Source organism: Neobacillus sp. PVCKKU3, assembly GCF_058323225.1.
Map to the genome: position 1 here is coordinate 111,045 of NZ_JBLVQN010000010.1, position 22,073 is coordinate 133,117.

Consider the following 22,073-nt stretch of genomic DNA (forward strand, 5'->3'; position numbering starts at 1 on the left):
CCTATAGATGACAGGAGGAATGTGTATGCGAATTTTATTCATTCTATTGGCCTTGTTTTGTCCGGCTGTTTCAGTAGTTCATGCGGAAACGGCTATTTCAGGTAAGGTTGAAAATATAGATTTAAATATAAAGGAACACGAAATGGCCGTTACTTTTATAGGACTGTCCGCTGGCGAGGCTACTTTAATTCAAGGCCCGAACAACGAGAATATTCTGGTCAATGTCGGGGGGCAAGACACGGAAGCGGAATTGGAAGAGTGGCTCAAACTTTATGATGTAAAAAGCATTCAAACCTTAATCATTACTACAGATGAAAATAGCCTGTCGTTTAAAAAAGTAAATAAGCTGATGGACAAATATAACATAGAAAAATTGATTACCACTCCAAAAATATCGGCCCAGGCAGCCTTTGGACTTGATGATCAAAAGCAGGCAGCGGTATCAACATGGAAAGAAGGGACAACAGAATCACTTTTTCCTGACCTGACGGCCGAAGTCCAATTTGTCGGAAATGAAAAAAACGAAGGGATGGATTTTATCCTTAAGTTTTTCAATCACCGTCTCTTTTTAATGTCGTCCTGCAGCGAAAGGGCGGAGCAGGCATTACTGACAAAAAACCTTGAAGATGTCCATGTTTTAAAAATTCCGGATTACGCTAAGGCTTCTTTTTTATCAACTAACTTTATCCACTATTTGAATCCGGAGATTTCTGTATTGTTTACGCCGGAGGAATATCATCCGGACCGTGATATCCTTCAAGGCCTGCACGAAACGTGGTCTGAAGTTTATTTTACAAAAAAGCATGGAACGGTGACGCTTAAGTTCACGGATTCCAAATACGAGGTTTTTACCATCCCAACAGAAGAAGAATAAAAACTTAAAGAAAAATTACGATTCCTTGGTTTCAGATAGGGCATTTTTCCTTTTACCTGTTATAATGATATTTGGTAGGAAACAAGTAACAAGAATTAATTGGAGGAAAAATATCGTACATAAAAGAGTGATTTGAAAGTGAAAAAGTGGATTATAATTGGAGCATGTTTATTACTAGCTGTGGTGATCGGGGTTTCCATAAAAGTATATCATAGTGCAATGGAACCATTAATTACCGCTGAAGAACGTGCTGTTCAGGCCGCTGAAAAAAAGGTTCCATTAAAAAGCGTTGAAGATTTTCATGTTTATAATGGTCAAGAAACCGTTAATGTCATTGAAGGGAAGAATAACAAGGGCGAAGAGATTATTGTCTGGGTTCCCGAAAAGAGCAAAAAGGTTATAGTCCGAAAAGCCAAGAGCGGCCTTACAAAAGAGGAAGCAATTCAAACATTTTATAAAGAAAAAAATCCCCAAAAAATCATTTCAGTCCGGCTGGGAATGGAACAAAACATCCCTTTATGGGAAATTTATTATCGTTCTGATAATAATTTAATAAATTATTATTATCTCCATTTCGAAACTGGCGAGTGGCTGAAGGAAATTGAAAATCTATAGGGTAGAGACAGGAGGAAAACATAATGAAAGTGGAATTGGCAAGCCGGGTGTTGTCCTTAACACCTTCAACAACATTGGCCATTACTGCGAAAGCAAAAGAATTGAAGGAACAAGGTGAAGACGTAATTGGACTCGGTGCAGGTGAACCCGATTTTAATACCCCACAGCACATTTTGGATGCTGCGGTAAAATCGATGAATGAGGGACAAACCAAGTACACTCCTTCGGCTGGTCTTCCTGCCTTAAAAAAGGCGATTATTAAAAAGTTCGAATCAGATCAAGGCTTAACCTATAAGCCAAATGAAGTGATTGTCGGGAATGGTGCAAAACATGTCCTCTATACGCTGTTTCAGGTTCTTTTAAATGAGGGGGATGAGGTTATTATTCCTACTCCTTATTGGGTAAGCTATCCGGAGCAGGTTAAGTTAGCAGGCGGAGTTCCTGTTTATATCGATGGATTGGAAGAAAACCATTTTAAAATAACACCGGAACAACTGAAAAAGGCGATAACCAATAGAACTAAAGCTGTCATCATTAACTCTCCAAGCAATCCAACAGGGGTCTTATATTCCGAACAGGAGCTTTTGGAAATTGGTAAGGTATGCTTGGCAGAAAACATCTTGATTGTTTCTGATGAGATTTATGAAAAGCTCGTATACGGCGGTGTAAAGCATGTTTCGATTGCGGAAATTTCGCCGGAGCTTAAAGAACAAACAATTATTATTAATGGTGTTTCCAAGTCCCATTCGATGACAGGCTGGAGGATTGGCTATGCTGCTGGTAATGCTGAACTTATTAAAGCAATGACCAATCTCGCTAGCCATAGCACATCTAACCCGACCACTACCGCTCAATATGCAGCCATCGCGGCTTACAATGGGCCGCAGGAGCCTGTTGAAGAAATGCGGAGAGCATTCGAAGAAAGATTGGAAATTATCTATGATAAGCTGGTTGCCATTCCTGGGTTTACTTGTGTAAAGCCGCAGGGTGCTTTCTATCTGTACCCAAATGTGAAAAAGGCTGCTGAAATGGCAGGCTACAGCAATGTCGACGACTTTGCATCGGCCCTTCTGATTGAAGCAAAAGTAGCTGTAATTCCCGGTTCAGGATTCGGAACACCTGACAACATCCGTCTATCCTATGCAACATCACTAGACTTATTAGAAAAAGCCGTATCCCGCATTCAGCAATTCGTAGAATCAAAAGTTAGGGTATAACCTTTAGTAAAATCAAAAAGTCTGCGACCTGCAGGCTTTTTGATTTCTTTACCAAAACAGGATGCCTAATTCTCTTACTCGAAATCACCTGTTCGTGATATACTTTTTAGGAGGTGTCCTAACATGAAAGATAATATAGTAGCTTGGCTAGAAGAAGGTACCATTACCGTACCCTCTTTACTATTTTCCGAATATCGCAATTTGAATTTAAACGAAGCAGAATTAGTTCTGTTACTAAATATCATGACGTTTGTCGAGAAAGGGAATGATTTTCCAACCCCCGAAGAGCTTTCCTCAAGAATGACCATTTCGCTATCAGAATGCAGTGACATGCTCAGAAAGCTGATTCAAAGAGGCTTTCTTGCCATCATTGATGAATATTCGCAAGACGGCATTCGTTTCGAGAAGTACACTATTAAACCATTATGGGAAAGACTCGTGACACAATTTTTAACAAGCACGCAGAATGTACAAGAAAATCAAAAGAAAACGGATGAAACCGATTTATATACATGTTTTGAAAATGAATTTGGCCGTCCTTTGTCTCCTTTTGAATGTGAGTCTCTTGCGATGTGGATGGATGATGACCATCATGATCCTGTCATTATCAAAGCCGCACTTCGTGAAGCAGTCATGTCAGGTAAATTAAATTTTCGCTATATTGATAGAATTCTTTTTGAGTGGAAGAAAAACGGCATTAAGACACTTGAGCAGGCCAAAAATCAGGGTCGCAAATTCCGGCAGAAACAAGTTCAAAAAGGCAATCCAAGAGAGGATGCCCCGCCATCATCCATTCCATTCTATAACTGGTTAGAGCAATAATTCTTAAATGACGAGTGACAATTCACTCGTTTATTTTCTGTAATAAACATTTAAAGGGGTGAAAACCTTGCTTAATAATACACAAATTCGGCATTGTTTAGATACAATGGGTGAAATGTTTCCAGATGCCCATTGCGAATTAAATCATTCCAATCCTTTTGAACTCGTTATCGCTGTCGCTTTATCCGCCCAATGCACCGATGCACTCGTTAATAAGGTAACTGTTGGTCTATTTAAAAAATACAAGAACCCAGAGGACTACTTAAAAGTCCCTTTGGAGGAATTGCAAAATGATATCCGCTCAATCGGTCTTTATCGGAACAAAGCGAAAAACATTCAAAGTCTTTGCCGTATTTTATTAGATGAATATAATGGGGAAGTGCCTATGGATAGGGATGAATTAACAAAGCTGCCGGGAGTTGGCCGGAAAACAGCCAATGTTGTTGTTTCGGTTGCCTATGGCATTCCCGCCATCGCTGTTGATACCCATGTTGAACGTGTCAGTAAGAGGCTCGGCATTTGCCGTTGGAAGGACTCTGTATTGGAAGTGGAAAAGACGCTGATGAAGAAGGTACCGAAAGAGGAGTGGTCAGTCACACATCACCGCTTAATCTTTTTTGGCAGATATCATTGCAAGGCGCAAAACCCGCAGTGCCCAAGCTGCCCGCTCTTAGGTCTTTGCAGGGAAGGGAAGAAACGAATGAAAGGAAAGGCTGCTGTAAATGAGTAAGCCTTTAGAGTCTTTAAACGATATTCTTAAAGAATGGGCCAGTACACAGGAGCATCTTGAGAAAGTTTTTCGAAACAGGGACCAAATAGGGGCGAAAGAATGGATGAATAAAGGAATTCAATTATACCTTAGGTTTTTGTTTCTGACGAATGGATTGCCGCTTAGCTGCACCGATCCCATTCCATTTGAAAGCTTCGAATACAAGCCTGTCAATCTTAAGGAGCGATTCGCTTTTATCAAGTCCAGACCAACACTCTATCATTCTTATCGACAGTTATCAGAACTCATGGTAGAACAAGAAAAACAATATGCCCGGAAAAATATCCAAAAAAACAAGAGGCCGACAACCTAGTGTCAGCCTCTTGTTTTTTAATGTCCGGTGGCAGGAGTTCCCGGGGGTGTAATTGGTGGGATCACGACTCCGCCGGTATTATTGCCGCCGCCATTTCCACTGCCAGTACCTGTACCGGTACCATTTCCGTTCCCATTGTTAGTGCCGTTTCCATTTCCATTTCCGTCCCCAGTGCCATTATTTCCATTTCCTTGTTCATTATCGATTTCTGCCTGCGGAACCTCAATGGTAGTTGTTGCAGGATCGCTCTTCCGATCTCCGATAATAGCCAGAACAGTAATAGTATATTTCTCACCCGGCTTAACTGGGAATAGGAATCCTTTTTCTGCCTGCACCACATGATTTGGAGTAGTGCCGTTATCAACGGTAATATCAAACTGAACATTTTGTTGTGCTGTATTTGGATAATCCCAAGTTACAGCGATTTTTTGTGTATCTTGCTCAAATTTTGCTGCCAAGCCGCTAGGTGCCTCAAGCTTGTTATATTTCTCGGATACTGTTTTCGGGGCATGGCCCTTTACAGCATATTCCGTGAGTACTTCACTGTCAGGAGTGTATTCACTCGCAAGCACAGCCGGCATGGAGCCTTTTTCGATTCTGACCTTCTCCACACTATTTGGCATAGTAAAGTCAGCTGTTTGTTTGCCTTTTGAGACATGCGCTAGTAAATTTTTAAAGATTAACTGGGCAATTCTTTGGTTATTTCCCTTTGCCTCAATCGGCGTTTTATAGTCACCGTAACCAGTCCAAATGGATGCTGTATAATTGGTCGTATACCCTGTAAACCAAGAATCTGGTACCGCGCTTTTACTAATATTCCAGGCATTTCTTTGTTCTTCCGAATAGTTTGTAGTCCCTGTCTTACCTGCCATTGGGAGTCCTGGTACTTTTGCGTTTGTTCCCGTACCTGGAGAAACTAGGACACTCTTTAGCATGTCGGTAACCATAAACGCTGTGGAATCCTTCATAGCCACCTTTGGTTCAGGTGCTGTGTCAATAACGGTACCATCGCGCAGTTGAATTTTCGTGACAGCATGCGGCTTATTGTAAATACCTTTGTTGCCAAACGCCGCATAAGCTCCAGCCATTTCTAAAGGTGATACCCCAACGGTTTTTCCGCCAAAGCCGCCAATCGCATAGGATTCAGAGATTTCTTTTAACGGGATGCCCAGATTTAAGGCAAATTTCATGGCATTATCCAGTCCAACCTGTTGAATGGCCTGAACCGCCGGTGTGTTCCTTGATAACTGAAGGGCCGTCCTCATCGTCATCGGACCCTTATACTTGCCATCCCAGTTTCCGAATTTCTTACCTGATGAATACGTAATTGGTTTATCCTCAATCATTTGGTAGGTGCCCCAATTCAGGTATTCGATGGCAGGGCCGTAATCCAACACAGGTTTAATGGTAGAGCCGGGCTGGCGCTGTATATCAATGGCATAGTTGTAGCCGCGCTGCACCTGTTGGTTTCTGCCCCCGCCAATCGCCCTGATTTCTCCAGTCTTTGTGTCGATAAGTGCGACTCCTGCCTGGAATTGATCATCAGGATATGGAATAAGGTCTTTGGAGTTTAAAAGCTCGTTAACATAGTCTTGCGCGTTTTTGTCAAGTGTTGTATAAATCGTTAAACCGTCAGAAAAAATATCAAAATCGGTTGTTTTTTTAACTTCATCAATGACAGCATCTACGAAGGCATCATATGGTTTGTCATTTATTTTACGCTGTTCCTCTTTTAGGACCGTATCTTTTACGGCAACCTTTTTAGCATCTTCCATCTGTGCCTTTGAAATAAAACCATGCTGATACATTAAACTCAATACGATATTTCGTCTTTTTTCGGCTAAATCCGGATGGTTAAAAGGATTGTAATTATTCGGGCTTTGCGGCATCCCAGCCAATTGGGCTGCTTCCGCAAGTGTCAACTGATCAAGTGTTTTTCCGTAATATATTTTTGCAGCAGTGGCAATACCCCAGCTATTTTCCGAGACATATACCTTATTGACATACATTTCAAAAATTTGATGTTTTGTATATTTTTGTTCCAGCTGGTAGGAAAGCCAGGCTTCCTGAACTTTTCGTTTCAAGGTTTTATCACGTGATAAAAAGGCGTTTTTGACAACCTGCTGGGTAATCGTGCTGCCGCCTTCCGAACCAAAGCCATCACGGAAATTTGCGAGAACCGCACCGCCAAGGCGTATCGGGTCGATGCCATGATGTTTATAAAAACGATAATCCTCCGTTGCCAAAATGGCATTTTCAACCTGCTCCGGTATATCTTTATAAGTAACATATTCCCGGTTCACTGAGCCGGCTTCGGAAATAAGCTCTCCATCTTTATCTAGAATCTTTGAAGGGATAGGATCTTTTAATAATTTAGGATCAAGCTTGGGAGTGTCCTTTACTAAATAGGCGAAAGTACCGACACCAGCCAATAAGCCGACAAAACAAAGCACCACTAGGGAAAGGAAAATTTTCTTTGCCATTCCGCCTTTCTTAGCCTTTGCTTTTGGTTTGGCTTTATTGTTTGACTGCTGTTTCTTTCGGCGCTCCTCTCTTGATTGGTATTGCTCAGCCATTTTGAAATTCCTTCCTTTCTGCTCTTTATTTGTTTTTTAATAAAGAGGTAAAAGATTATCTAATATTTTAATATAATCAATTCTTGGATGAAATCCAAGCGGTATGAGATAACCGTTGTGTATAATTTCTTCCCTTGTAATCGATTTTCTTCCTCCACTCATCATTCTGTCCCAAAAACCTAACATATGCCTTGCCTCTAGCAAATATACCTCATCAAATCGCGAAAAACGGATGATAACAAAGCAGATCCCACCCTGATTCATCACTTCTTCCATATGGGTAATTTGGTGCTGATGGAAATTTTTTAACGGAAATGAAGTTGGATTTTCAGTTTCCTTTGCTTCAAAATCGATATATTTCCCTTTATAAACGCCATTATAATCAGTGGTGGAGGCAAGTTTAAAATAGGCTTCTTTAATAACTGCAGCACTTCGCTTTGGGTAATCCACTTGGACGATTTGAATTGGTGTCGGTTTCTTATGGATAACGGCCATCTTCCTGGAACGGTAATATTCATTACTCTCGTTTAAGTCCTCTTCAAGTGTCATTCCCCGATTGCCATATCCATCCTTTTTTTTGATTTTTACCGGCGCTTTTTTCTCTTGATCCAAGCGAATATACTTTTTTCCATTTGGATAATTAAAGCTCATTTTCTTCACCTCTTAAGACACTCACTATCATATCAAATCTTAGGAAAAAGTGGGTGAATAAAATAGCCCTTCAGGTAAACGCTAATATTAATTGTACCGTTTTTGTTATAAAAATAAATGATTCATTCTTCTTAAGGGATTAGCATGCGCTAATAATCTATTAAAAACTGAAGGAAAGATGCACAAAATATGAGTCTCCTTACAATACACGAACAAAATATCATTCGTCAAATTGAGACCGAAACAAGCAAAAAAAATATCGATAATATTTCAAGGACTAATGCATATTTTTCCTACTTTAAAGAAAATCCGGATATTCAATGGTCCTTTCTGGCAAGCATGGTATCCCGAAATGGCGGCTGGAATATGTGCGATCTTGAAGGATCTATGTTTCGGCAGCTGCTTGCCCCCCAGGTCAGAAAACAGCTGTTTTTTACATATGAAAGGGCAAATTGGCTAATATTTCATGACGTTTTCCCCCAATTATTGGTCTATCAATATTCGACGAAATTAGGCCGGCCTCTGTTTCATTTACTTCCCTATTTTCATGTTTCATCCTTTATTCAAAATGAGTGGCACCGCTTTTGGCGGGATAAAGATAGTCAAAGGCTCACGACCGCCCTAATCATTAATGAACAAAATGTGATTCAGAAACCGGTCATTGAACACCCTGTTTATAAGAAAAAGGTATTTCAATCACTTATATTCAATTTTCAAGATTGGCTGCATTTTAGCTGCGTGTTGTTCCCAACCTGCGGCGGGGAGGTATATGGCGCAAGCGTGAATGGCTTTAGGTCTCTTTCCAAAAGGATTAATCTTGGAAAAAGGCTGGCGAGCATTCTTTTTCAGCCGAGGTTATTTCCTCATTTTTTTGAGTTTGCTGAAAAAACAACACATACAGGCTCAAGAAATGATTATGAACAGTATTTCAAAATGAAAACGGAAGGAACTACTCCTATCTTAAGAATGACCTACCCGGTAATCAAGCACCATCGGCAGGATGATCAGGATTGGAGTAAAGTTCGAAAGGTCTCTTCCTCGTGGCTGCATTTTCCAGTCCATCATCGCCACCCGATTCACCTAACCGATTGGTACGTGGCTAAATCCCATCAGCTGCAGCTGCTTGTTTCCTTGAAAAAGGCACTGGATTTAAAAAAATGGAAATAAGAAAAAAGCAAGGAGGTGTACTCCTTGCTTTTTTCTTACTCAGCCGGCCGGTTGGGTCCTTCTAACTTTTTATCGCCGTAACCTGTTCTTTTTTCTGTATCAGATTGCCGCGGTTGGCTTTTGCTTTGTTTATTGTTGTTAGACAAAATAAACACCTCCACTAATATCATGTGCTGAATTTTGGTTTTCATACGATTCTAGATTCTGTCGAATGAAAATAGAGAATATGCCAGAATGGCACTTTCTTTGCCGAAATGCTTCTAGTTTTGTCAAGGGTGAAGGAACCATAGATTGGAAAGAGAATATTAACTTTAGGAATAACGTGGGGGAGGTTTTAGAAAATGAATAGTTCATTTAGTGATAAGGATAGGCTCCTGTCTAAGCTGGCGGGGATATATGACCAATTGGAAGAATTAGATGAGGCACTAAAAGCATCCTTTTCTGAACTTCGCATTGAGCTTGATCAAAGGGAACAAGATAGACTGCTTGATTCGGCTAAAAAGATTACAAAAATGGAAAGAATTACAGACCAGATGTTTTTGAATGGAGAGATGGTACAAAATCCGCTTTCCCACCATTCCGCAAAATCATTAAAGCTTGAAATGGGTTTTTAATATTCGGTATCATAGTTTTAAATCTGAAAGTGGCATTTAAAATAGTGCTGCTTTTTTTTTTTGCGGGAAGGGAGTGAGCATTTTTGGAAAAGGAAATAGAGCATTTAACAAAGGAGTTATTATCATTCAATGAAGAATTTTTGAGGCATTTTCAGGAAGCACGAGAAACGGGGAGTGAACAAAATTTTGATAAGGTGATAAAGCCATTTGCCAATAAGGTTAACTCAATAAACGGAGAGTGGAAAGAGGAGATGAAAAAATGGCTTATAAACTTTCCATTAAAACATATCCGCATTCAGCAAGTCGAATCTGTTTCAGAACATATTGAACAGCTCTCCATCCAGGCTTTCTTTCCGAAAACAAGCAAATCAAGATTTCTAAATGCCCAGCGGACAGTCGAATTTTTTCTGACGGAAGTTTTAAAAGAAGTTAATAAAGAGAAAAGAGATGCATGAGCATCTCTTTTTTTGACTAACTATTATGTTCGATGAGGGAGTTTTCCTGCGCTGCCTCTGGGGGCACCGCACCTTGATTTTCAAGTTCACGGACAAGATTGCGATATTCTTTAATGCTAATTTCATTGAAGATATAGGCCTTTTTAACAAAATCCATTAGTGCATTAACATCATCAGTGGTGTAATCACGGTTTTGACTAAATCTCACTTTTAATTCGCGTATGTCCATTTCTACTCCTCCTTCATCATTTTTACTATCGTAACATGAAATTAAGAGATTATTATTTTTTCAAAAATTTAAACTTTAGACAAAATCTTTGAAATTTTGACATTTCCTTGAATCACCAATTAGGCTTTTTTTTCATAATGTGAAGCAGAGATAAATACGGAGGAGATGTTTGCCCGTGTTTGGAAAAATGAGACCAAATACCTTCTTTCATAATGGATATTCGGGACAAATGATGCAATATGGTCCAGTTGGCCAACAATGGAACCGGCATTTAGTAATGCGAAATCAAGCTTTTCCATATCAGCCTCCTGTTCAGAATCAGACCTGGAACACTTTCCAGTCGCAGGGAGGCTATCATCCAAGTACGTTCCAGCCAATGGGACCGGCTTATCAGGTTGGGTTTAACGCACAGAATATGAACTATCAAAACTCCCAGTATCCGCAAAAGGATTCACAATTCCTATTTCAGAATCCCCTGCAGCCAAAGGAGGATATGTATCCTGCTCCATATGTGCCAATGAATGGATATCCGGTTATGAACCCATATCCTAAACAAAGCTTTATTCCGAAACAGCCAAGTGGTATGCAGTCCTTAATGAATTCCTTTAAATCGCAGGATGGCTCAGTTGATTTTAATAAAATGATGAATACAGCGGGCCAGATGGTGAATGCGGTTACGCAGGTTTCTTCCTTAGTAAAAAACTTTAGCGGCATTTTTAAAGCCTAATAAAAAAGACGGCAAGCGTTGCCGTCTTTTTTTTATAATATAGAAAATGATTATTCTTACTCGTCAATTTCAATAATTTTTCCTTTTTCGCGGGGAATGCGGATTTGTAGTAATCCGTCCCGGTAGGAGGCATTAATTTTTCTATCATTAATCATATGAGGCAGGGAGATGGTTCTTGCGGTTTGCTGTCTGACAAAACGGCGCTGATAAATTTGATTTCGCTCATCCTCTGAGGTTTCTAATTCTTTATTCTCAACAGATATGGTTAAGTAGTTTCCGGTGATATTAAGATGGATTTGGTCTCTTTTGACACCGGGGAGTTCGGCAGACACTAAATATTCATTTTCTCTTTCAACAGTCTCTACGTGAAAGCCTCCGCTGGTATCAAACGGAAAAGGTGTTTTGAAAAAATCATCGATGGACTGCAAAAATCCTCTAATAGGTTTCTCCATGAAAAAATCATTCATGGATTTCATCAAATGACTAAACGGTTCGGAAACAGGCTTTTTCTCATGATTTTTATCATTCGGAAGATTAGAAGACATCCTAAAACCCTCTCTTTCCAATTTTTCACACGATATCATATGCGTATAGTCCCGACCCGGTGCCCATTATACAAAAAAAACCACCGCATAAGCTTGCGGTGGCAGTTTTCATTTAGATTAAATGAATTTCTTCCATAAGGATTTCGATATCGAGGATCATGTCGCCCTCTTCATCGACTTCAATTAATTCGTCCTTTTTCATTTTTGTCAATGTTCTGCTGATGGTTTCTCGTGTTGTTCCAATCATGTTGGCTAGGTCTTTATTGGTAAATTCCGATTTTAACAATATAGTACCATCCTCTTGTTCTTTACCGTGCTTTTGGGCGAGACGGATTAGCAGCTTGACAATCTGTTCATAGGTATTATTAAGAATTTGCTCTTCCAGCCGGTTTTGCAGGTCGACAATCTTTTCACCAAGTACTTTAAATACCTTAATGCATAGCTCCGGATTTTCGATCAAAACATTTTCAAACTTGGAAATCGGCACGGCAATCAGGGTTGAAGGCTCTAGAACCTCAGCGTAGGCTGGATAGTCTCCTTTTCGGAAAAAGCCGACATGGGGAAACATTTCCCCTTTTTTCATAATGGCCACGATTTGTTCTTTCCCGTTTACATCGCTTTTATAAATTTTAAGCTTTCCATCAAAAATGAAATAAACATTTTCAAGCGGATCCCCTTGATGAAAAACATGGCTATTTTTCTTCCATTCTCTTGCAATCGCAATGTCGGTAACTTTGGATAATTCCGCGTCGTTTAAAGACCGAAAGAGAGTAAATTCGGAAAGCACCCTTTTAATTTCATCGATTTTCATTACATCACCTTCAGTTTCGTTCGATTTATTCTATTGTAACAAAATTTGGCCGAATAAAAAAAAGGTATTTGTAAAATATAAATTTCCTCTTTTTCTCCGAACGTTCATTCGCTAAAATAGAAGTAATGAGGTGAGCTAGATGAAGTTGAAAAAAGATTTGCAGGCCATCCTTTCAGATATTAAAGTAAATGTGGATTTTAAAGATAATATCGCTGCGTGGCATACACTCCCTAAGAAAGAAGCCCAAACGGTAACATTTCCTAGGGATTTACATCCGCTATTGCATGAAGCGCTTAATCAAAAAGGGATAGACGAGCTTTATACCCATCAGAGATCAGCATACGAAGCGACGATGGCAGGAAGAAGTATTGTGGCAGTTACACCAACGGCATCAGGAAAAACACTTTGCTACAATCTGCCAGTTCTTCAATCAATATTAAATGACCCGAGCACACGAGCGCTGTATATGTTTCCGACAAAGGCACTCGCCCAGGATCAAAAAAGTGAAATAAACGAAATTATCCAAGCGGCCTCCATGGATATTAACAGCTATACGTATGATGGAGATACGCCGGCAAATATCCGCCAGCGGGTCAGAAAAGCAGGCCATGTTGTCATCACCAATCCTGATATGCTGCATTCGGGCATCCTGCCCCACCATACAAAATGGGTGTCTTTGTTCGAAAATCTCAAATTTGTCGTGATTGATGAGCTTCATACGTATCGCGGCGTTTTTGGCAGTCATGTGGCAAATGTGATTAGGAGGCTAAAACGGATTTGCCATTACTATGGAAGCAATCCTGTATTTATTTGTACATCCGCGACGATCGCAAATCCTCTCGAACTGGCGGAAAACCTTACTGAGGAAAACATGGTGCTGATTGACAACAACGGGGCACCAAGCGGAACAAAGCATTTTGTTTTTTATAATCCGCCAATTGTCAACAAACCATTAAACATTAGAAGAAGTGCGACTCTTGAGGTTCGGAAAATTGCCGGGGAACTGTTAAAAAACAAAATCCAAACGATTGTTTTCGCCAGAAGCAGGGTACGAGTTGAAATTATCTTAACGTATCTCCAGGAACTGGTGAAACACGAATTGGGTAGCAAATCGATTATGGGGTATCGCGGCGGTTATCTCCCCACAGAGCGACGGAAAATAGAAAAAGGCTTGCGTTCCGGGGAAATATACGGTGTTGTCAGTACGAATGCTCTTGAACTTGGTGTCGATATTGGACAACTTCAGGTTTGTATTATGACAGGTTATCCCGGAACCATCTCTAGTGCCTGGCAGCAGGCCGGAAGAGCAGGGAGACGGCATGGAGAGGCTCTTGTCATCATGGTGGCAAGCTCGAGTCCGTTGGATCAATATATCATCCAAAATCCTGATTATTTCTTCCATAAAAGCCCGGAAACAGCACGGATTAATCCGGACAACCTAATCATATTGATTGACCATATGAAATGTGCCGCCTACGAGCTTCCATTTAAGGCTGACGAAAAGTTCGGTAATGTGGGAACTGAGGAGCTTTTGGAATACTTAACTGAAGAGCGAGTTCTATATCGGAACGGCGATAAATGGTACTGGATGAACGACTCTTTCCCGGCCCACAATATCAGCCTGCGGTCCGCTTCACAAGAAAATGTCATCATTGTCGACCAAACCGATATTGCTAGTGTAAAGGTCATCGGGGAAATGGACCGTTTTTCGGCAATGACACTGCTTCACGATGAGGCCATTTATTTGCACCAAGGCACTCAATTTCAAGTGGAAAAACTGGATTGGGACGAAAAAAAGGCATTTGTCCGTGAGGTGGATGTTGATTATTTTACAGATGCCAATTTAGCGGTTCAATTAAAAGTACTTGAGGTTGATAAACTGCATCCGGTCAATGAAGTGGAAATTGGTTATGGGGATGTCAGCGTCAGAGCTATGGCGACCATTTTTAAAAAAATTAAATTCGAAACTCATGAGAATATCGGTTCCGGTCCGATCCACCTACCGGAAGAGGAGCTTCATACGAATGCCGCGTGGATTTCGCTTAATAGGGCGCTCTCAGAATTGGGGGCTGTTCGGCTGGAGCAAGGACTTGTTGGGGCGGCCCATGCTTTAAGGTCAATAGCCCCATTGTTTGTCATGGCCGACCCGCAGGATATTCATGTCATTCCGCAGGTTAAGGCCGACCATAATGAAAAGCCAACCATCTTTTTTTATGACCGCTATCCTGGAGGAATTGGCTTAAGTGAAAAAATATATTCAGGGATGGCAGAGGTTTTGCTCGAAAGCAAAAAAATGATTGAACGCTGCCAATGCGAATCAGGGTGTCCATCATGCATTGGCACGGATGCAGTTGGAGATGCCGCCAAACATGATTCATTAATGATTCTTGATGCCTTCTTAGAATCATCATCGCGGTAAGGGGGAGTGCGAGGATGTCTTTAAAAAATAAATTGAATCGCTTAAAGCCCCACTTGTCAACGGGAAATTCTTCAGAAAAAAAGGCTGTTCCCTCTTCAGTAGAAACGTCCGTTGAGATACCTTACAAAGAGCAATGGGAGCAAGAACATGTTTCTCCTTATTATCTAGACGAAAACTTCTGTTTAATAAGAGAGGTAAAATATCCGCTTGACCAACGGCACGGCCATTATCGGTTTCGTGATTTTCTGACGGCAATGGAAACATGGAACCAGCAATCAGCCGCTCATCCATTATCTGCTAAAGGATTTCAGGCGGAAGAATTATTCTTTTTCGATACAGAAACGACGGGGCTAGGCGGCGGGACGGGCAATACCATTTTCTTATTGGGGTATGCCAGCATTGAGGGAGAAGAGTTGATTTTAAGACAGCATATCCTCCCAAATCCCGGGGCCGAGGTCCCGCTATATCAAAGCTTTCTGGAAAAGATTAATTATCGGACACTTGTCACTTATAATGGGAAAGCCTTTGACTGGCCGCAGGTCAAAACGAGACATACGCTTGTAAGAGAGCATGTTCCAAGGCTTCCGTCTTTTGGTCATTTTGACTTGTTTCACGCTGCCAAAAGACTCTGGAAGCACAAATTAGAACGGTTGAAATTAGCAGTAGTGGAAAAAGAGGTTCTCGGGGTAGAAAGAGTTGACGATATTCCGGGATTTTTAGCTCCGATGATTTATTTTGATTTTGTTGAAAACAAAAAGCCCGATGGCATGATTGGCATACTCAAGCATAATGAAATTGATATATTGTCGCTTGTCACTTTATATACACATCTGACCTTTCAATTATGCGGATTAGACCACGACTCCACCAGAAAGGAAACCTTTGAAGTAGGCCGCTGGTTTGCGGCTATCGGTGAAAAGGATGAAGCAGAAAAAGTCCTCGGTAAACTCACAGACGGGCAGGATGTTACAGCTTGCCAAGCAAAGCTTGCTCTTGCGTTTCAGTATAAAAAAGACCGGGAATGGGACAAAGCAAGAAATTTGTTTGCCGAGGTTGTCCAATCTGGGGAGGGGCGTCTTGCGCTTGATGCATGTGTAGAATTGGCTAAAATCTATGAGCATAGATTAAAGGATTTAGAATTAGCTCTTCAATACTGTAGCCAAGCTATCATTATAAGTGAGCGAACCCCTAGTTTGCACAATCTTTCAGGTGATGCTTCAATGGACCAGTTACAAGCACGAAAAGAGCGTTTGAATCGAAAAATCACTAAAAGCCCACGTTAAATTTCTTTAATTAACGGTTATTAAAAATATGTAACAAAAAGTTCACAATTTAATGCTGAAAAATTTGAAATTCCATATTGTTTACTGTCGTCTTAATAGGTAAAATTATAAATTGTGTGCTGTGTAAAAAAGGCGCAAAAACTTTATGGAGTGGGTAGGATGTATAAGGCAATTTTGTTTTTATTTTTTGTTGTTGTTTGTTTAACTGCTGTTGTTTTTACAAGCTTGAAAGATAGCTTTTATACTATGTTATAAGGATATATACCCCAGGATGCCATATTATTATAAAAAAATAGGTGTTTTCATTAGTACAAGAGTATCCCTTTTTTCATAGGCTGTTAATGTAAACAGAATAAAGAAAAGAAGGGAGAGCATAACATGTTTCTTGGAACTAATTTTGCCCCGCCGGTGGTTCATCCGACGACAAACATTGTGAATCATACTTTCTCTACAACGGTGGTGCCTCATATTCATCCGGTTCATACTACTACCGTGAATCACCATATGTTTGAGCATAAACATTATTGCCCGCAGTCGGCTTCATGTGCTGAAGAGGTATGTAACCAGCATATTAACTGCTGTAATCCATGTGCACCGCAAGCAGTAATGCCTGCTTCAAACGCATTGCCAAATGCGATGCCGAATATGCCGGGTTATGGTATGGCAGGCCCTGGCTTTGGCGCACCTGGACCTGGATTTGGACCTGGACCTGGACCTGGATTTGGACCCGGACCTTATATGGGACCTAGACCTTAAAAGTTTGACTAATCTTACAAGGGCTTTAAGCCCTTGTTTTTTATTTTGTTACTTTATAATATGCTAATGGTAATAAAATGTTTGTCCCTTTTAAAAAAATTTTTATTTGAGGAGAATGTTTTTGCTTAAGGTATTAGCCATTTCCGGATATAAACCATTTGAATTAGGGATTTTTAAAAAAGATCATCCATCGGCAAATTTTATAAAAGCGGCTATCAAAAAATCACTGGTACCCATGCTTGAAGATGGACTGGAATGGGTACTGATCAGCGGACAGTTAGGAGTGGAGCTTTGGGCAGCTGAAACTGTTTTTGACCTGCAGGGGGAATTTCCGGATTTGAAGCTAGCCGTTATCACTCCTTTTTTAAATCAAGAAGCATCTTGGAATGAAAACAATAAGGAATGGTACGAATCTGTTCTCATGCAAGCGGATTTTATTGATTCAGTTACGAAAAAGGGCTATGAAAAACCGTGGCAATTCCGATTGAAAAATCAATTTTTTATTGAAAAGAGTGATGGCCTTCTGCTCTTGTTTGATCAGGAAAAGGAAGGAAGCCCAAAATATTTGTACGAACTAGCTGTCGATTATCAAAAAAATCATCCCTATTCGATTGAGCTGATTACCTTTTATGATTTGCAGATGATTGTCGAAGAAGAACAGCTTAAACAGTCTGATTTTTAATCCTGCTCGAATATTTTAGAATATACTAAATAGAATATAATGTCTGCTGAATTACTTTACTGTAATTGAAAATTGACAAAACCGCTTATATTTGAAAAAATAATAGGTAATGATTGGCTAAACTTGAGGTGATTGGAATGCTGTCAGATAAAGTGAAACTAACTGCAAAGGATATTTTGGAAAAAGAGTTCAAAACTGGCGTTCGTGGTTATAGACAAGAAGATGTTGATAAGTTTTTGGATTTGATTATTAAAGATTATGGTACTTTCCATCAGGAAATAGAAGATCTTCAGCAAGAAAATCTAAGGCTTCGCAAACAGCTGGAAGATACAGCAAAAAGGCAACCTGCTGCACAGCCTGCTGGGACAACCAATTTTGATATTTTAAAGCGCCTGTCTAATCTTGAAAAGCATGTATTCGGCAGCAAGCTTTACGAATAACAAATAATACCCTCATTTCCTTTGAATAACCATTGATAATGCTGAACGATATACATATAATAGACAATGTAACGTTAATGACGTTCGGGTAATCGCTGCAAGTTTTCTTGCAGAGGAAAGTCCATGCTCGCACGAGCTGAGATGCTCGTAGTGTTCGTGCCTAGCGAATACATAAGCTAGGGCAGCCGAGTAGCTCATTCGGTTGACGGCTGGGAAAATACCTAAGTCCTTTGGATATGGTAAGAGTACCTTTAAAAGTGCCACAGTGACGATTACCTCCTTAGAAATGAGGAGGGTGGAACGGGTAAACCCCACGAGCGAGAAACCCAAATTATGGTAGGGGCACTTTCTCTATCGGAAATCAACGAGGAGAAGGACAGGTTCCACGTGAATCTGTAGATAGATGATTACCGCCTTAGTACGAGACTTGTAAGTCGTTTGCAGTACGGAGGCACAGAACATGGCTTATAGAACGTTATTAATGGATAGTTTTGATGGAAATGAACAGCTCTCCTTAAACGGGAGGGCTTTTTATTTGTTAACTGAATCCGGAGCTTGTTTTTAGACCATAATGATATTGGGAAATCAAACTTTACAATTATTTGATACATAAACGATTAAGGGTGAAAGAATGGGAAAATATCAAATTATAGCAACCGCAGCCATGGGTTTGGAGGCGCTTGTCGCTCAGGAGGTTCGGACGCTCGGCTACGACTGTCAAGTGGATAATGGAAAGGTAATCTTCAGCGGGGATGAATATGCCATCGCCAGGAGCAATTTATGGCTCCGCACAGCAGACAGGATTAAGATTATAGTCGGCGAATTTAAGGCGTATACTTTCGATGAATTATTTGAAAAAACAAAGGCGCTTCCCTGGGAGCAGTTTTTACCAGAGGATGCTGAATTTCCGGTGCTTGGAAAATCTGTGAAATCGAAGCTATTTAGTATATCTGATTGTCAGGCCATCGTAAAAAAGGCCATTGTGGAACGATTGAAACAGAAGTATAAAAAAACATGGTTTGATGAGAATGGTGCTTTATACCGAATCGAAGTCGCATTGTTAAAGGATACGGCCACTATTACGATTGATTCGAGCGGCACCGGCCTTCATAAACGGGGCTACCGCGCTGACCAAGGGGCTGCCCCGTTAAAGGAAACAATGGCAGCTGCGCTTATCATGCTGACCAATTGGCGGCCAGACCGTCCGTTTATCGATCCTTTTTGCGGGTCGGGAACGATTCCGATTGAGGCGGCCCTGATTGGCCAAAATATCGCACCTGGTTTTAATCGGGATTTTGTTTCCGAGAGCTGGAACTGGATGCCTTCCAGAGTTTGGGATGAAGTTAGGACTGAGGCAGAGGACCTGGCAAAATACGATACACCGCTTGATATAAGCGGATCGGATATTGATCATCGGATGGTCAAAATGGCACAGGAAAACGCCTTCGAAGCAGGTTTTGGCGACCTGATTCAGTTTAAACAAATGCAGGTAAAAGATATTTCAACGAAAAAGGAATACGGTGTGATTATCGGCAATCCGCCATATGGAGAAAGATTGGGAGAAAAGGCCGAAGTGGAGCAAATGTATCGGGAAATGGGCCAAGCCTTTAGCCCGCTTGACACTTGGTCGATTTACATCTTGACCTCAAACGAGGATTTCGAACAACTATACGGCAAGACGGCCACAAAGAAACGAAAGCTGTTCAACGGATTTATCAAAACAGATTATTACCAATACTGGGGAAAAAGGCCGCCAAGGCAAAATGACAATAATTGAGGAATAAATTTAGCGTCTTTTGACGCTTTTCTTTTTGGAGGGATTGGATGCAAAGCCGCATGCCATTTACAGTTTCGAAAACAGAAACATTTTATGATAAGTTAGGCGAATGGATTGGTGACGTCTTCTATGACATTTTGCCGGAATCCGGGTTTGAAATCCGCGATGAACAAATCTATATGGCCTTTCAGCTTGAAAAAGCATTTAAAGAGAAAAAGGTCATGTTTGCTGAAGCCGGAGTAGGGACAGGCAAAACAATCGTTTATTTGCTCTATTGCCTAATGTATGCCCGTTATACAAACCGGCCGGCTGTGATTGCCTGTGCTGATGAAACTTTAATCGAGCAGCTGGTGAAGAAGGAAGGAGATATTGCCAAGCTTGAGCAGGCTCTCAACTTGAACATAGATGTCCGCTTGGCCAAATCCCAAGATCAATACTTATGCTTAAGAAAGCTCGAGAATGGCAGAAATAGTCATTTTTCGGATGACGTTCTTGATATTTATGAGAATCTTCCTGATTTTGTTCATATGGAAGGTTCCATGCTGCAATTTGAAAAGTACGGCGACAGAAGAGACTATCCAGCACTTTCCGATGAAGTATGGCAAACTGTCAGCTGGGACAAGCTCCAGGACTGTTTCTCATGTGAAAAGCGCCATCGCTGTGGTCTCACCTTACACCGGGAATTCTATCGGCATGCAAAGGATATAATTATTTGTTCCCATGATTTTTATATGGAGCATGTTTGGACAAAAGAGGCACGGAAACGGGAAGGCCAGCTGCCGCTACTGCCGGAACATTCATCAGTGGTATTTGATGAAGGGCATTTGCTTGAATATGCGGCACAGAAGGCGCTAAGCTACCGGTTTACAGATTACACGCTTGATACACTCTTAACCAGACTAATGGAAAATGATGTCCGCGAAAAAACACTTTATACGATAGAACAAGCGCTTGTCGATAATGATGAATTCTTCGATTGCCTTGCACAGTTTTCACAACCCGCAATGGGATCGGATAAGGAGATCATTCATAGGCACCCTTTGGTCATGAAAAATTGCCGTAAACTTCTTTCGATATTACAGTCATTGGAAGAGGAACTTGTCTTTGAAAGTGAAATGTTTGTTATCAACGAATATGATTTAAAAATTGTTGAGGAATACTTGGAGCAAATCACATATTCCTTATCACTCTTCCTTCAAGAGCTAAATGGAATTACTTGGCTGGAAGAAAGCAGTGGTGAGCGTACCCTTGTCATCATGCCGAAAATGGTGGAGGAGGTTTTACGGGAAGAGGTATTTTCCCAGAAAAAGCCTTATATCTTCTCATCCGCCACCATGTCCAATCAGAAATCTTTTGATTATATCGCGTCCAGTTTAGGGATTGATGATTACCTTTCCTGTTCAGTTGCTTCGCCATTTGATTATGACGAGAAAATGAAGGTATTCCTGCCATCTTTTAAACAAGATGCCATCAATAAAAAAATCGATTATGTGATTGAGAAAGTCAGTTTGACAGAAGGGCGGGCTCTTATTCTTTTAAATAATCGTGATGAAATGAGGAATTTAAAGGAACGGCTAAAAGAAGAGCAAAAGTTTCCAATCTACTTTGAAGGTGATGAGGAGATTAGCACACTAGTCTCCAAGTTTCAAAATGAGGAAAATTCGGTGCTTTGCTCCATCCACCTATGGGAGGGTCTTGACATCCCCGGCCGCTCACTGGAAAATATCCTGATTTTTTCACTGCCTTTCCCGCCGAATGACCCCGTTTTTTCGGCCAAAAAGGAAGGAATGGCTGATCCATTTAATGAGGTGGACCTTCCTTACATGTTGCTTAGATTACGGCAAGGTGTGGGCCGGCTGATAAGAAGTGAACAGGATCAAGGCACTGTCCATATCCTGTTGGAAGAACCTCTAGAACAAGATGTACTGCAAAAGATAAAAGAAGTATTGCCGACTAAAGTAATTGAAGGGTAAGGAATGAAAAAAGAGGCTGACAATGAACTGTCAGCCTCTTTTTGCTATCTGCCAAGGGCGCGGCGGCCGTCTTCGGTCATTTTATCCGGTGACCAGGCCGGCTGCCAAACAAGGTTAACGTCAACCTTGTTTACTTCCTCGATTCCTTCGACACAATAACGGACTCCGCTTGTGATACTATTGTGAAGCGGACAGCCAGGAGTGGTTAGTGTCATTGTAATCGAAATATCATTTTCTTCTGTAATCCCTACACTATAAATTAACCCTAAATCTACAACATTGATGCCTAACTCCGGGTCATAAACGCTTTTTAATTCTTCAAAAATTTTCTCCTCGAGATTCATGGTAACTCACCTCA

General features: G+C 40.8%; 23 protein-coding genes and 1 other RNA gene. 18 read left to right on the forward strand and 6 right to left on the reverse strand.

The window, feature by feature from the left end; translation table 11 throughout:
• Nucleotides 1-25 precede the first annotated feature (25 nt).
• The 6 genes from ACNQGS_RS09300 to ACNQGS_RS09325 all read left to right on the forward strand — a co-directional run bounded on the left by ACNQGS_RS09300 (nucleotide 26) and on the right by ACNQGS_RS09325 (nucleotide 4,610).
• The gene (locus ACNQGS_RS09300) at nucleotides 26-874 is read left to right on the forward strand and encodes a ComEC/Rec2 family competence protein (RefSeq protein WP_491487075.1); all 849 of its coding nucleotides are present in this window, start codon (nucleotides 26-28) and stop codon (nucleotides 872-874) included.
• Between the two features lie 138 nt (nucleotides 875-1,012).
• Nucleotides 1,013-1,489: a cell wall elongation regulator TseB-like domain-containing protein gene (locus tag ACNQGS_RS09305; RefSeq protein ID WP_491487076.1), complete on the forward strand. Its 477-nt coding sequence runs from the start codon at nucleotides 1,013-1,015 to the stop codon at nucleotides 1,487-1,489.
• A 29-nt stretch (nucleotides 1,490-1,518) separates the two neighbouring features.
• On the forward strand, nucleotides 1,519-2,706 hold the full coding sequence (locus tag ACNQGS_RS09310) for a pyridoxal phosphate-dependent aminotransferase (RefSeq protein ID WP_491487100.1): 1,188 nt from the start codon (nucleotides 1,519-1,521) through the stop codon (nucleotides 2,704-2,706).
• 123 nt (nucleotides 2,707-2,829) lie between these two features.
• Complete coding sequence (locus tag ACNQGS_RS09315; RefSeq protein ID WP_491487077.1) at nucleotides 2,830-3,528, forward strand: DnaD domain-containing protein; 699 nt, start codon at nucleotides 2,830-2,832, stop codon at nucleotides 3,526-3,528.
• 67 nt (nucleotides 3,529-3,595) lie between these two features.
• Nucleotides 3,596-4,258: an endonuclease III gene (nth, locus tag ACNQGS_RS09320; protein WP_491487078.1), complete on the forward strand. Its 663-nt coding sequence runs from the start codon at nucleotides 3,596-3,598 to the stop codon at nucleotides 4,256-4,258.
• A complete protein-coding gene (locus ACNQGS_RS09325; protein WP_491487079.1) occupies nucleotides 4,251-4,610 on the forward strand; it encodes a YpoC family protein in 360 nt (119 codons plus the stop codon). Before nth ends, ACNQGS_RS09325 begins: the two co-directional genes overlap by 8 nt.
• 17 nt (nucleotides 4,611-4,627) lie before the next feature.
• Here the strand turns inward: ACNQGS_RS09325 and ACNQGS_RS09330 are convergent, their stop codons facing one another.
• Together ACNQGS_RS09330 and recU are read right to left on the reverse strand one after the other, a co-directional pair.
• A complete protein-coding gene (locus ACNQGS_RS09330; RefSeq protein ID WP_491487080.1) occupies nucleotides 4,628-7,186 on the reverse strand; it encodes a transglycosylase domain-containing protein in 2,559 nt (852 codons plus the stop codon).
• A gap of 36 nt (nucleotides 7,187-7,222) precedes the next feature.
• Nucleotides 7,223-7,837 (reverse strand): Holliday junction resolvase RecU, encoded by a 615-nt coding sequence (gene recU, locus ACNQGS_RS09335; protein ID WP_491487081.1) that lies wholly within the window; start codon nucleotides 7,835-7,837, stop codon nucleotides 7,223-7,225.
• Between the two features lie 189 nt (nucleotides 7,838-8,026).
• Between recU and ACNQGS_RS09340 the strand changes: the two genes are divergently transcribed.
• The 3 genes from ACNQGS_RS09340 to ACNQGS_RS09350 all read left to right on the forward strand — a co-directional run bounded on the left by ACNQGS_RS09340 (nucleotide 8,027) and on the right by ACNQGS_RS09350 (nucleotide 10,073).
• A complete protein-coding gene (locus tag ACNQGS_RS09340; RefSeq protein ID WP_491487082.1) occupies nucleotides 8,027-9,004 on the forward strand; it encodes a DUF2515 domain-containing protein in 978 nt (325 codons plus the stop codon).
• Nucleotides 9,005-9,345: 341 nt separating this feature from the next.
• Complete coding sequence (locus ACNQGS_RS09345) at nucleotides 9,346-9,618, forward strand: hypothetical protein (protein WP_491487083.1); 273 nt, start codon at nucleotides 9,346-9,348, stop codon at nucleotides 9,616-9,618.
• Nucleotides 9,619-9,701: 83 nt separating this feature from the next.
• On the forward strand, nucleotides 9,702-10,073 hold the full coding sequence (locus ACNQGS_RS09350) for a DUF1798 family protein (RefSeq protein WP_491487084.1): 372 nt from the start codon (nucleotides 9,702-9,704) through the stop codon (nucleotides 10,071-10,073).
• Nucleotides 10,074-10,089: 16 nt separating this feature from the next.
• Here the strand turns inward: ACNQGS_RS09350 and yppF are convergent, their stop codons facing one another.
• Nucleotides 10,090-10,302, reverse strand: coding sequence for a YppF family protein (gene yppF, locus ACNQGS_RS09355; protein ID WP_213145062.1), 213 nt, complete (start codon nucleotides 10,300-10,302; stop codon nucleotides 10,090-10,092).
• 175 nt (nucleotides 10,303-10,477) lie between these two features.
• Between yppF and ACNQGS_RS09360 the strand changes: the two genes are divergently transcribed.
• A complete protein-coding gene (locus ACNQGS_RS09360; protein ID WP_491487085.1) occupies nucleotides 10,478-11,029 on the forward strand; it encodes a YppG family protein in 552 nt (183 codons plus the stop codon).
• A gap of 56 nt (nucleotides 11,030-11,085) precedes the next feature.
• Here ACNQGS_RS09360 and ACNQGS_RS09365 read toward each other — a convergent pair whose 3' ends face one another.
• Nucleotides 11,086-11,574, reverse strand: a complete 489-nt coding sequence (locus ACNQGS_RS09365; RefSeq protein WP_491487086.1) for an Hsp20/alpha crystallin family protein — start codon at nucleotides 11,572-11,574, stop codon at nucleotides 11,086-11,088.
• A 112-nt stretch (nucleotides 11,575-11,686) separates the two neighbouring features.
• Nucleotides 11,687-12,385, reverse strand: a complete 699-nt coding sequence (locus tag ACNQGS_RS09370) for a Crp/Fnr family transcriptional regulator (protein ID WP_491487087.1) — start codon at nucleotides 12,383-12,385, stop codon at nucleotides 11,687-11,689.
• A gap of 139 nt (nucleotides 12,386-12,524) precedes the next feature.
• Between ACNQGS_RS09370 and ACNQGS_RS09375 the strand changes: the two genes are divergently transcribed.
• The 8 genes from ACNQGS_RS09375 (at nucleotide 12,525) to ACNQGS_RS09410 (ending at nucleotide 21,715) form a co-directional block, all read left to right on the forward strand.
• On the forward strand, nucleotides 12,525-14,804 hold the full coding sequence (locus ACNQGS_RS09375) for a DEAD/DEAH box helicase (RefSeq protein ID WP_491487088.1): 2,280 nt from the start codon (nucleotides 12,525-12,527) through the stop codon (nucleotides 14,802-14,804).
• Between the two features lie 14 nt (nucleotides 14,805-14,818).
• A complete protein-coding gene (locus tag ACNQGS_RS09380) occupies nucleotides 14,819-16,087 on the forward strand; it encodes a ribonuclease H-like domain-containing protein (protein ID WP_491487089.1) in 1,269 nt (422 codons plus the stop codon).
• 378 nt (nucleotides 16,088-16,465) lie between these two features.
• Nucleotides 16,466-16,843, forward strand: coding sequence for a CotD family spore coat protein (locus tag ACNQGS_RS09385; RefSeq protein ID WP_491487090.1), 378 nt, complete (start codon nucleotides 16,466-16,468; stop codon nucleotides 16,841-16,843).
• 115 nt (nucleotides 16,844-16,958) lie between these two features.
• Nucleotides 16,959-17,525, forward strand: a complete 567-nt coding sequence (locus tag ACNQGS_RS09390) for an SLOG family protein (protein ID WP_491487091.1) — start codon at nucleotides 16,959-16,961, stop codon at nucleotides 17,523-17,525.
• Nucleotides 17,526-17,662: 137 nt separating this feature from the next.
• Complete coding sequence (gene gpsB, locus ACNQGS_RS09395; RefSeq protein ID WP_213120405.1) at nucleotides 17,663-17,965, forward strand: cell division regulator GpsB; 303 nt, start codon at nucleotides 17,663-17,665, stop codon at nucleotides 17,963-17,965.
• 80 nt (nucleotides 17,966-18,045) lie between these two features.
• Nucleotides 18,046-18,438, forward strand: an RNA gene (gene rnpB, locus ACNQGS_RS09400) — RNase P RNA component class B.
• A gap of 158 nt (nucleotides 18,439-18,596) precedes the next feature.
• The gene (locus ACNQGS_RS09405; protein ID WP_491487092.1) at nucleotides 18,597-19,742 is read left to right on the forward strand and encodes a THUMP domain-containing class I SAM-dependent RNA methyltransferase; all 1,146 of its coding nucleotides are present in this window, start codon (nucleotides 18,597-18,599) and stop codon (nucleotides 19,740-19,742) included.
• Between the two features lie 47 nt (nucleotides 19,743-19,789).
• The gene (locus ACNQGS_RS09410; protein ID WP_491487093.1) at nucleotides 19,790-21,715 is read left to right on the forward strand and encodes an ATP-dependent DNA helicase; all 1,926 of its coding nucleotides are present in this window, start codon (nucleotides 19,790-19,792) and stop codon (nucleotides 21,713-21,715) included.
• Between the two features lie 44 nt (nucleotides 21,716-21,759).
• Here ACNQGS_RS09410 and ACNQGS_RS09415 read toward each other — a convergent pair whose 3' ends face one another.
• Nucleotides 21,760-22,059 carry a metal-sulfur cluster assembly factor gene (locus ACNQGS_RS09415; protein WP_213145071.1) on the reverse strand — a complete coding sequence of 100 codons (300 nt, stop codon included), beginning with the start codon at nucleotides 22,057-22,059 and terminating at the stop codon, nucleotides 21,760-21,762.
• Nucleotides 22,060-22,073 lie beyond the last annotated feature (14 nt).

What these genes read in the sequence shown, in the direction of transcription:
- yppF (WP_213145062.1), bottom strand. Translation starts at nt 10,302, where the DNA reads ATGGACATACGCGAATTAAAAGTGAGATTTAGTCAAAACCGTGATTAC.
- ACNQGS_RS09315 (WP_491487077.1), top strand. Translation starts at nt 2,830, where the DNA reads ATGAAAGATAATATAGTAGCTTGGCTAGAAGAAGGTACCATTACCGTA.
- gpsB (WP_213120405.1), top strand. Translation starts at nt 17,663, where the DNA reads ATGCTGTCAGATAAAGTGAAACTAACTGCAAAGGATATTTTGGAAAAA.
- ACNQGS_RS09385 (WP_491487090.1), top strand. Translation starts at nt 16,466, where the DNA reads ATGTTTCTTGGAACTAATTTTGCCCCGCCGGTGGTTCATCCGACGACA.
- ACNQGS_RS09330 (WP_491487080.1), bottom strand. Translation starts at nt 7,186, where the DNA reads ATGGCTGAGCAATACCAATCAAGAGAGGAGCGCCGAAAGAAACAGCAG.
- ACNQGS_RS09300 (WP_491487075.1), top strand. Translation starts at nt 26, where the DNA reads ATGCGAATTTTATTCATTCTATTGGCCTTGTTTTGTCCGGCTGTTTCA.
- ACNQGS_RS09325 (WP_491487079.1), top strand. Translation starts at nt 4,251, where the DNA reads ATGAGTAAGCCTTTAGAGTCTTTAAACGATATTCTTAAAGAATGGGCC.
- ACNQGS_RS09415 (WP_213145071.1), bottom strand. Translation starts at nt 22,059, where the DNA reads ATGAATCTCGAGGAGAAAATTTTTGAAGAATTAAAAAGCGTTTATGAC.
- ACNQGS_RS09365 (WP_491487086.1), bottom strand. Translation starts at nt 11,574, where the DNA reads ATGTCTTCTAATCTTCCGAATGATAAAAATCATGAGAAAAAGCCTGTT.
- ACNQGS_RS09405 (WP_491487092.1), top strand. Translation starts at nt 18,597, where the DNA reads ATGGGAAAATATCAAATTATAGCAACCGCAGCCATGGGTTTGGAGGCG.
- ACNQGS_RS09345 (WP_491487083.1), top strand. Translation starts at nt 9,346, where the DNA reads ATGAATAGTTCATTTAGTGATAAGGATAGGCTCCTGTCTAAGCTGGCG.
- recU (WP_491487081.1), bottom strand. Translation starts at nt 7,837, where the DNA reads ATGAGCTTTAATTATCCAAATGGAAAAAAGTATATTCGCTTGGATCAA.
- ACNQGS_RS09340 (WP_491487082.1), top strand. Translation starts at nt 8,027, where the DNA reads ATGAGTCTCCTTACAATACACGAACAAAATATCATTCGTCAAATTGAG.
- ACNQGS_RS09375 (WP_491487088.1), top strand. Translation starts at nt 12,525, where the DNA reads ATGAAGTTGAAAAAAGATTTGCAGGCCATCCTTTCAGATATTAAAGTA.
- ACNQGS_RS09370 (WP_491487087.1), bottom strand. Translation starts at nt 12,385, where the DNA reads ATGAAAATCGATGAAATTAAAAGGGTGCTTTCCGAATTTACTCTCTTT.
- ACNQGS_RS09390 (WP_491487091.1), top strand. Translation starts at nt 16,959, where the DNA reads ATGTTTTTGCTTAAGGTATTAGCCATTTCCGGATATAAACCATTTGAA.
- ACNQGS_RS09380 (WP_491487089.1), top strand. Translation starts at nt 14,819, where the DNA reads ATGTCTTTAAAAAATAAATTGAATCGCTTAAAGCCCCACTTGTCAACG.
- ACNQGS_RS09410 (WP_491487093.1), top strand. Translation starts at nt 19,790, where the DNA reads ATGCAAAGCCGCATGCCATTTACAGTTTCGAAAACAGAAACATTTTAT.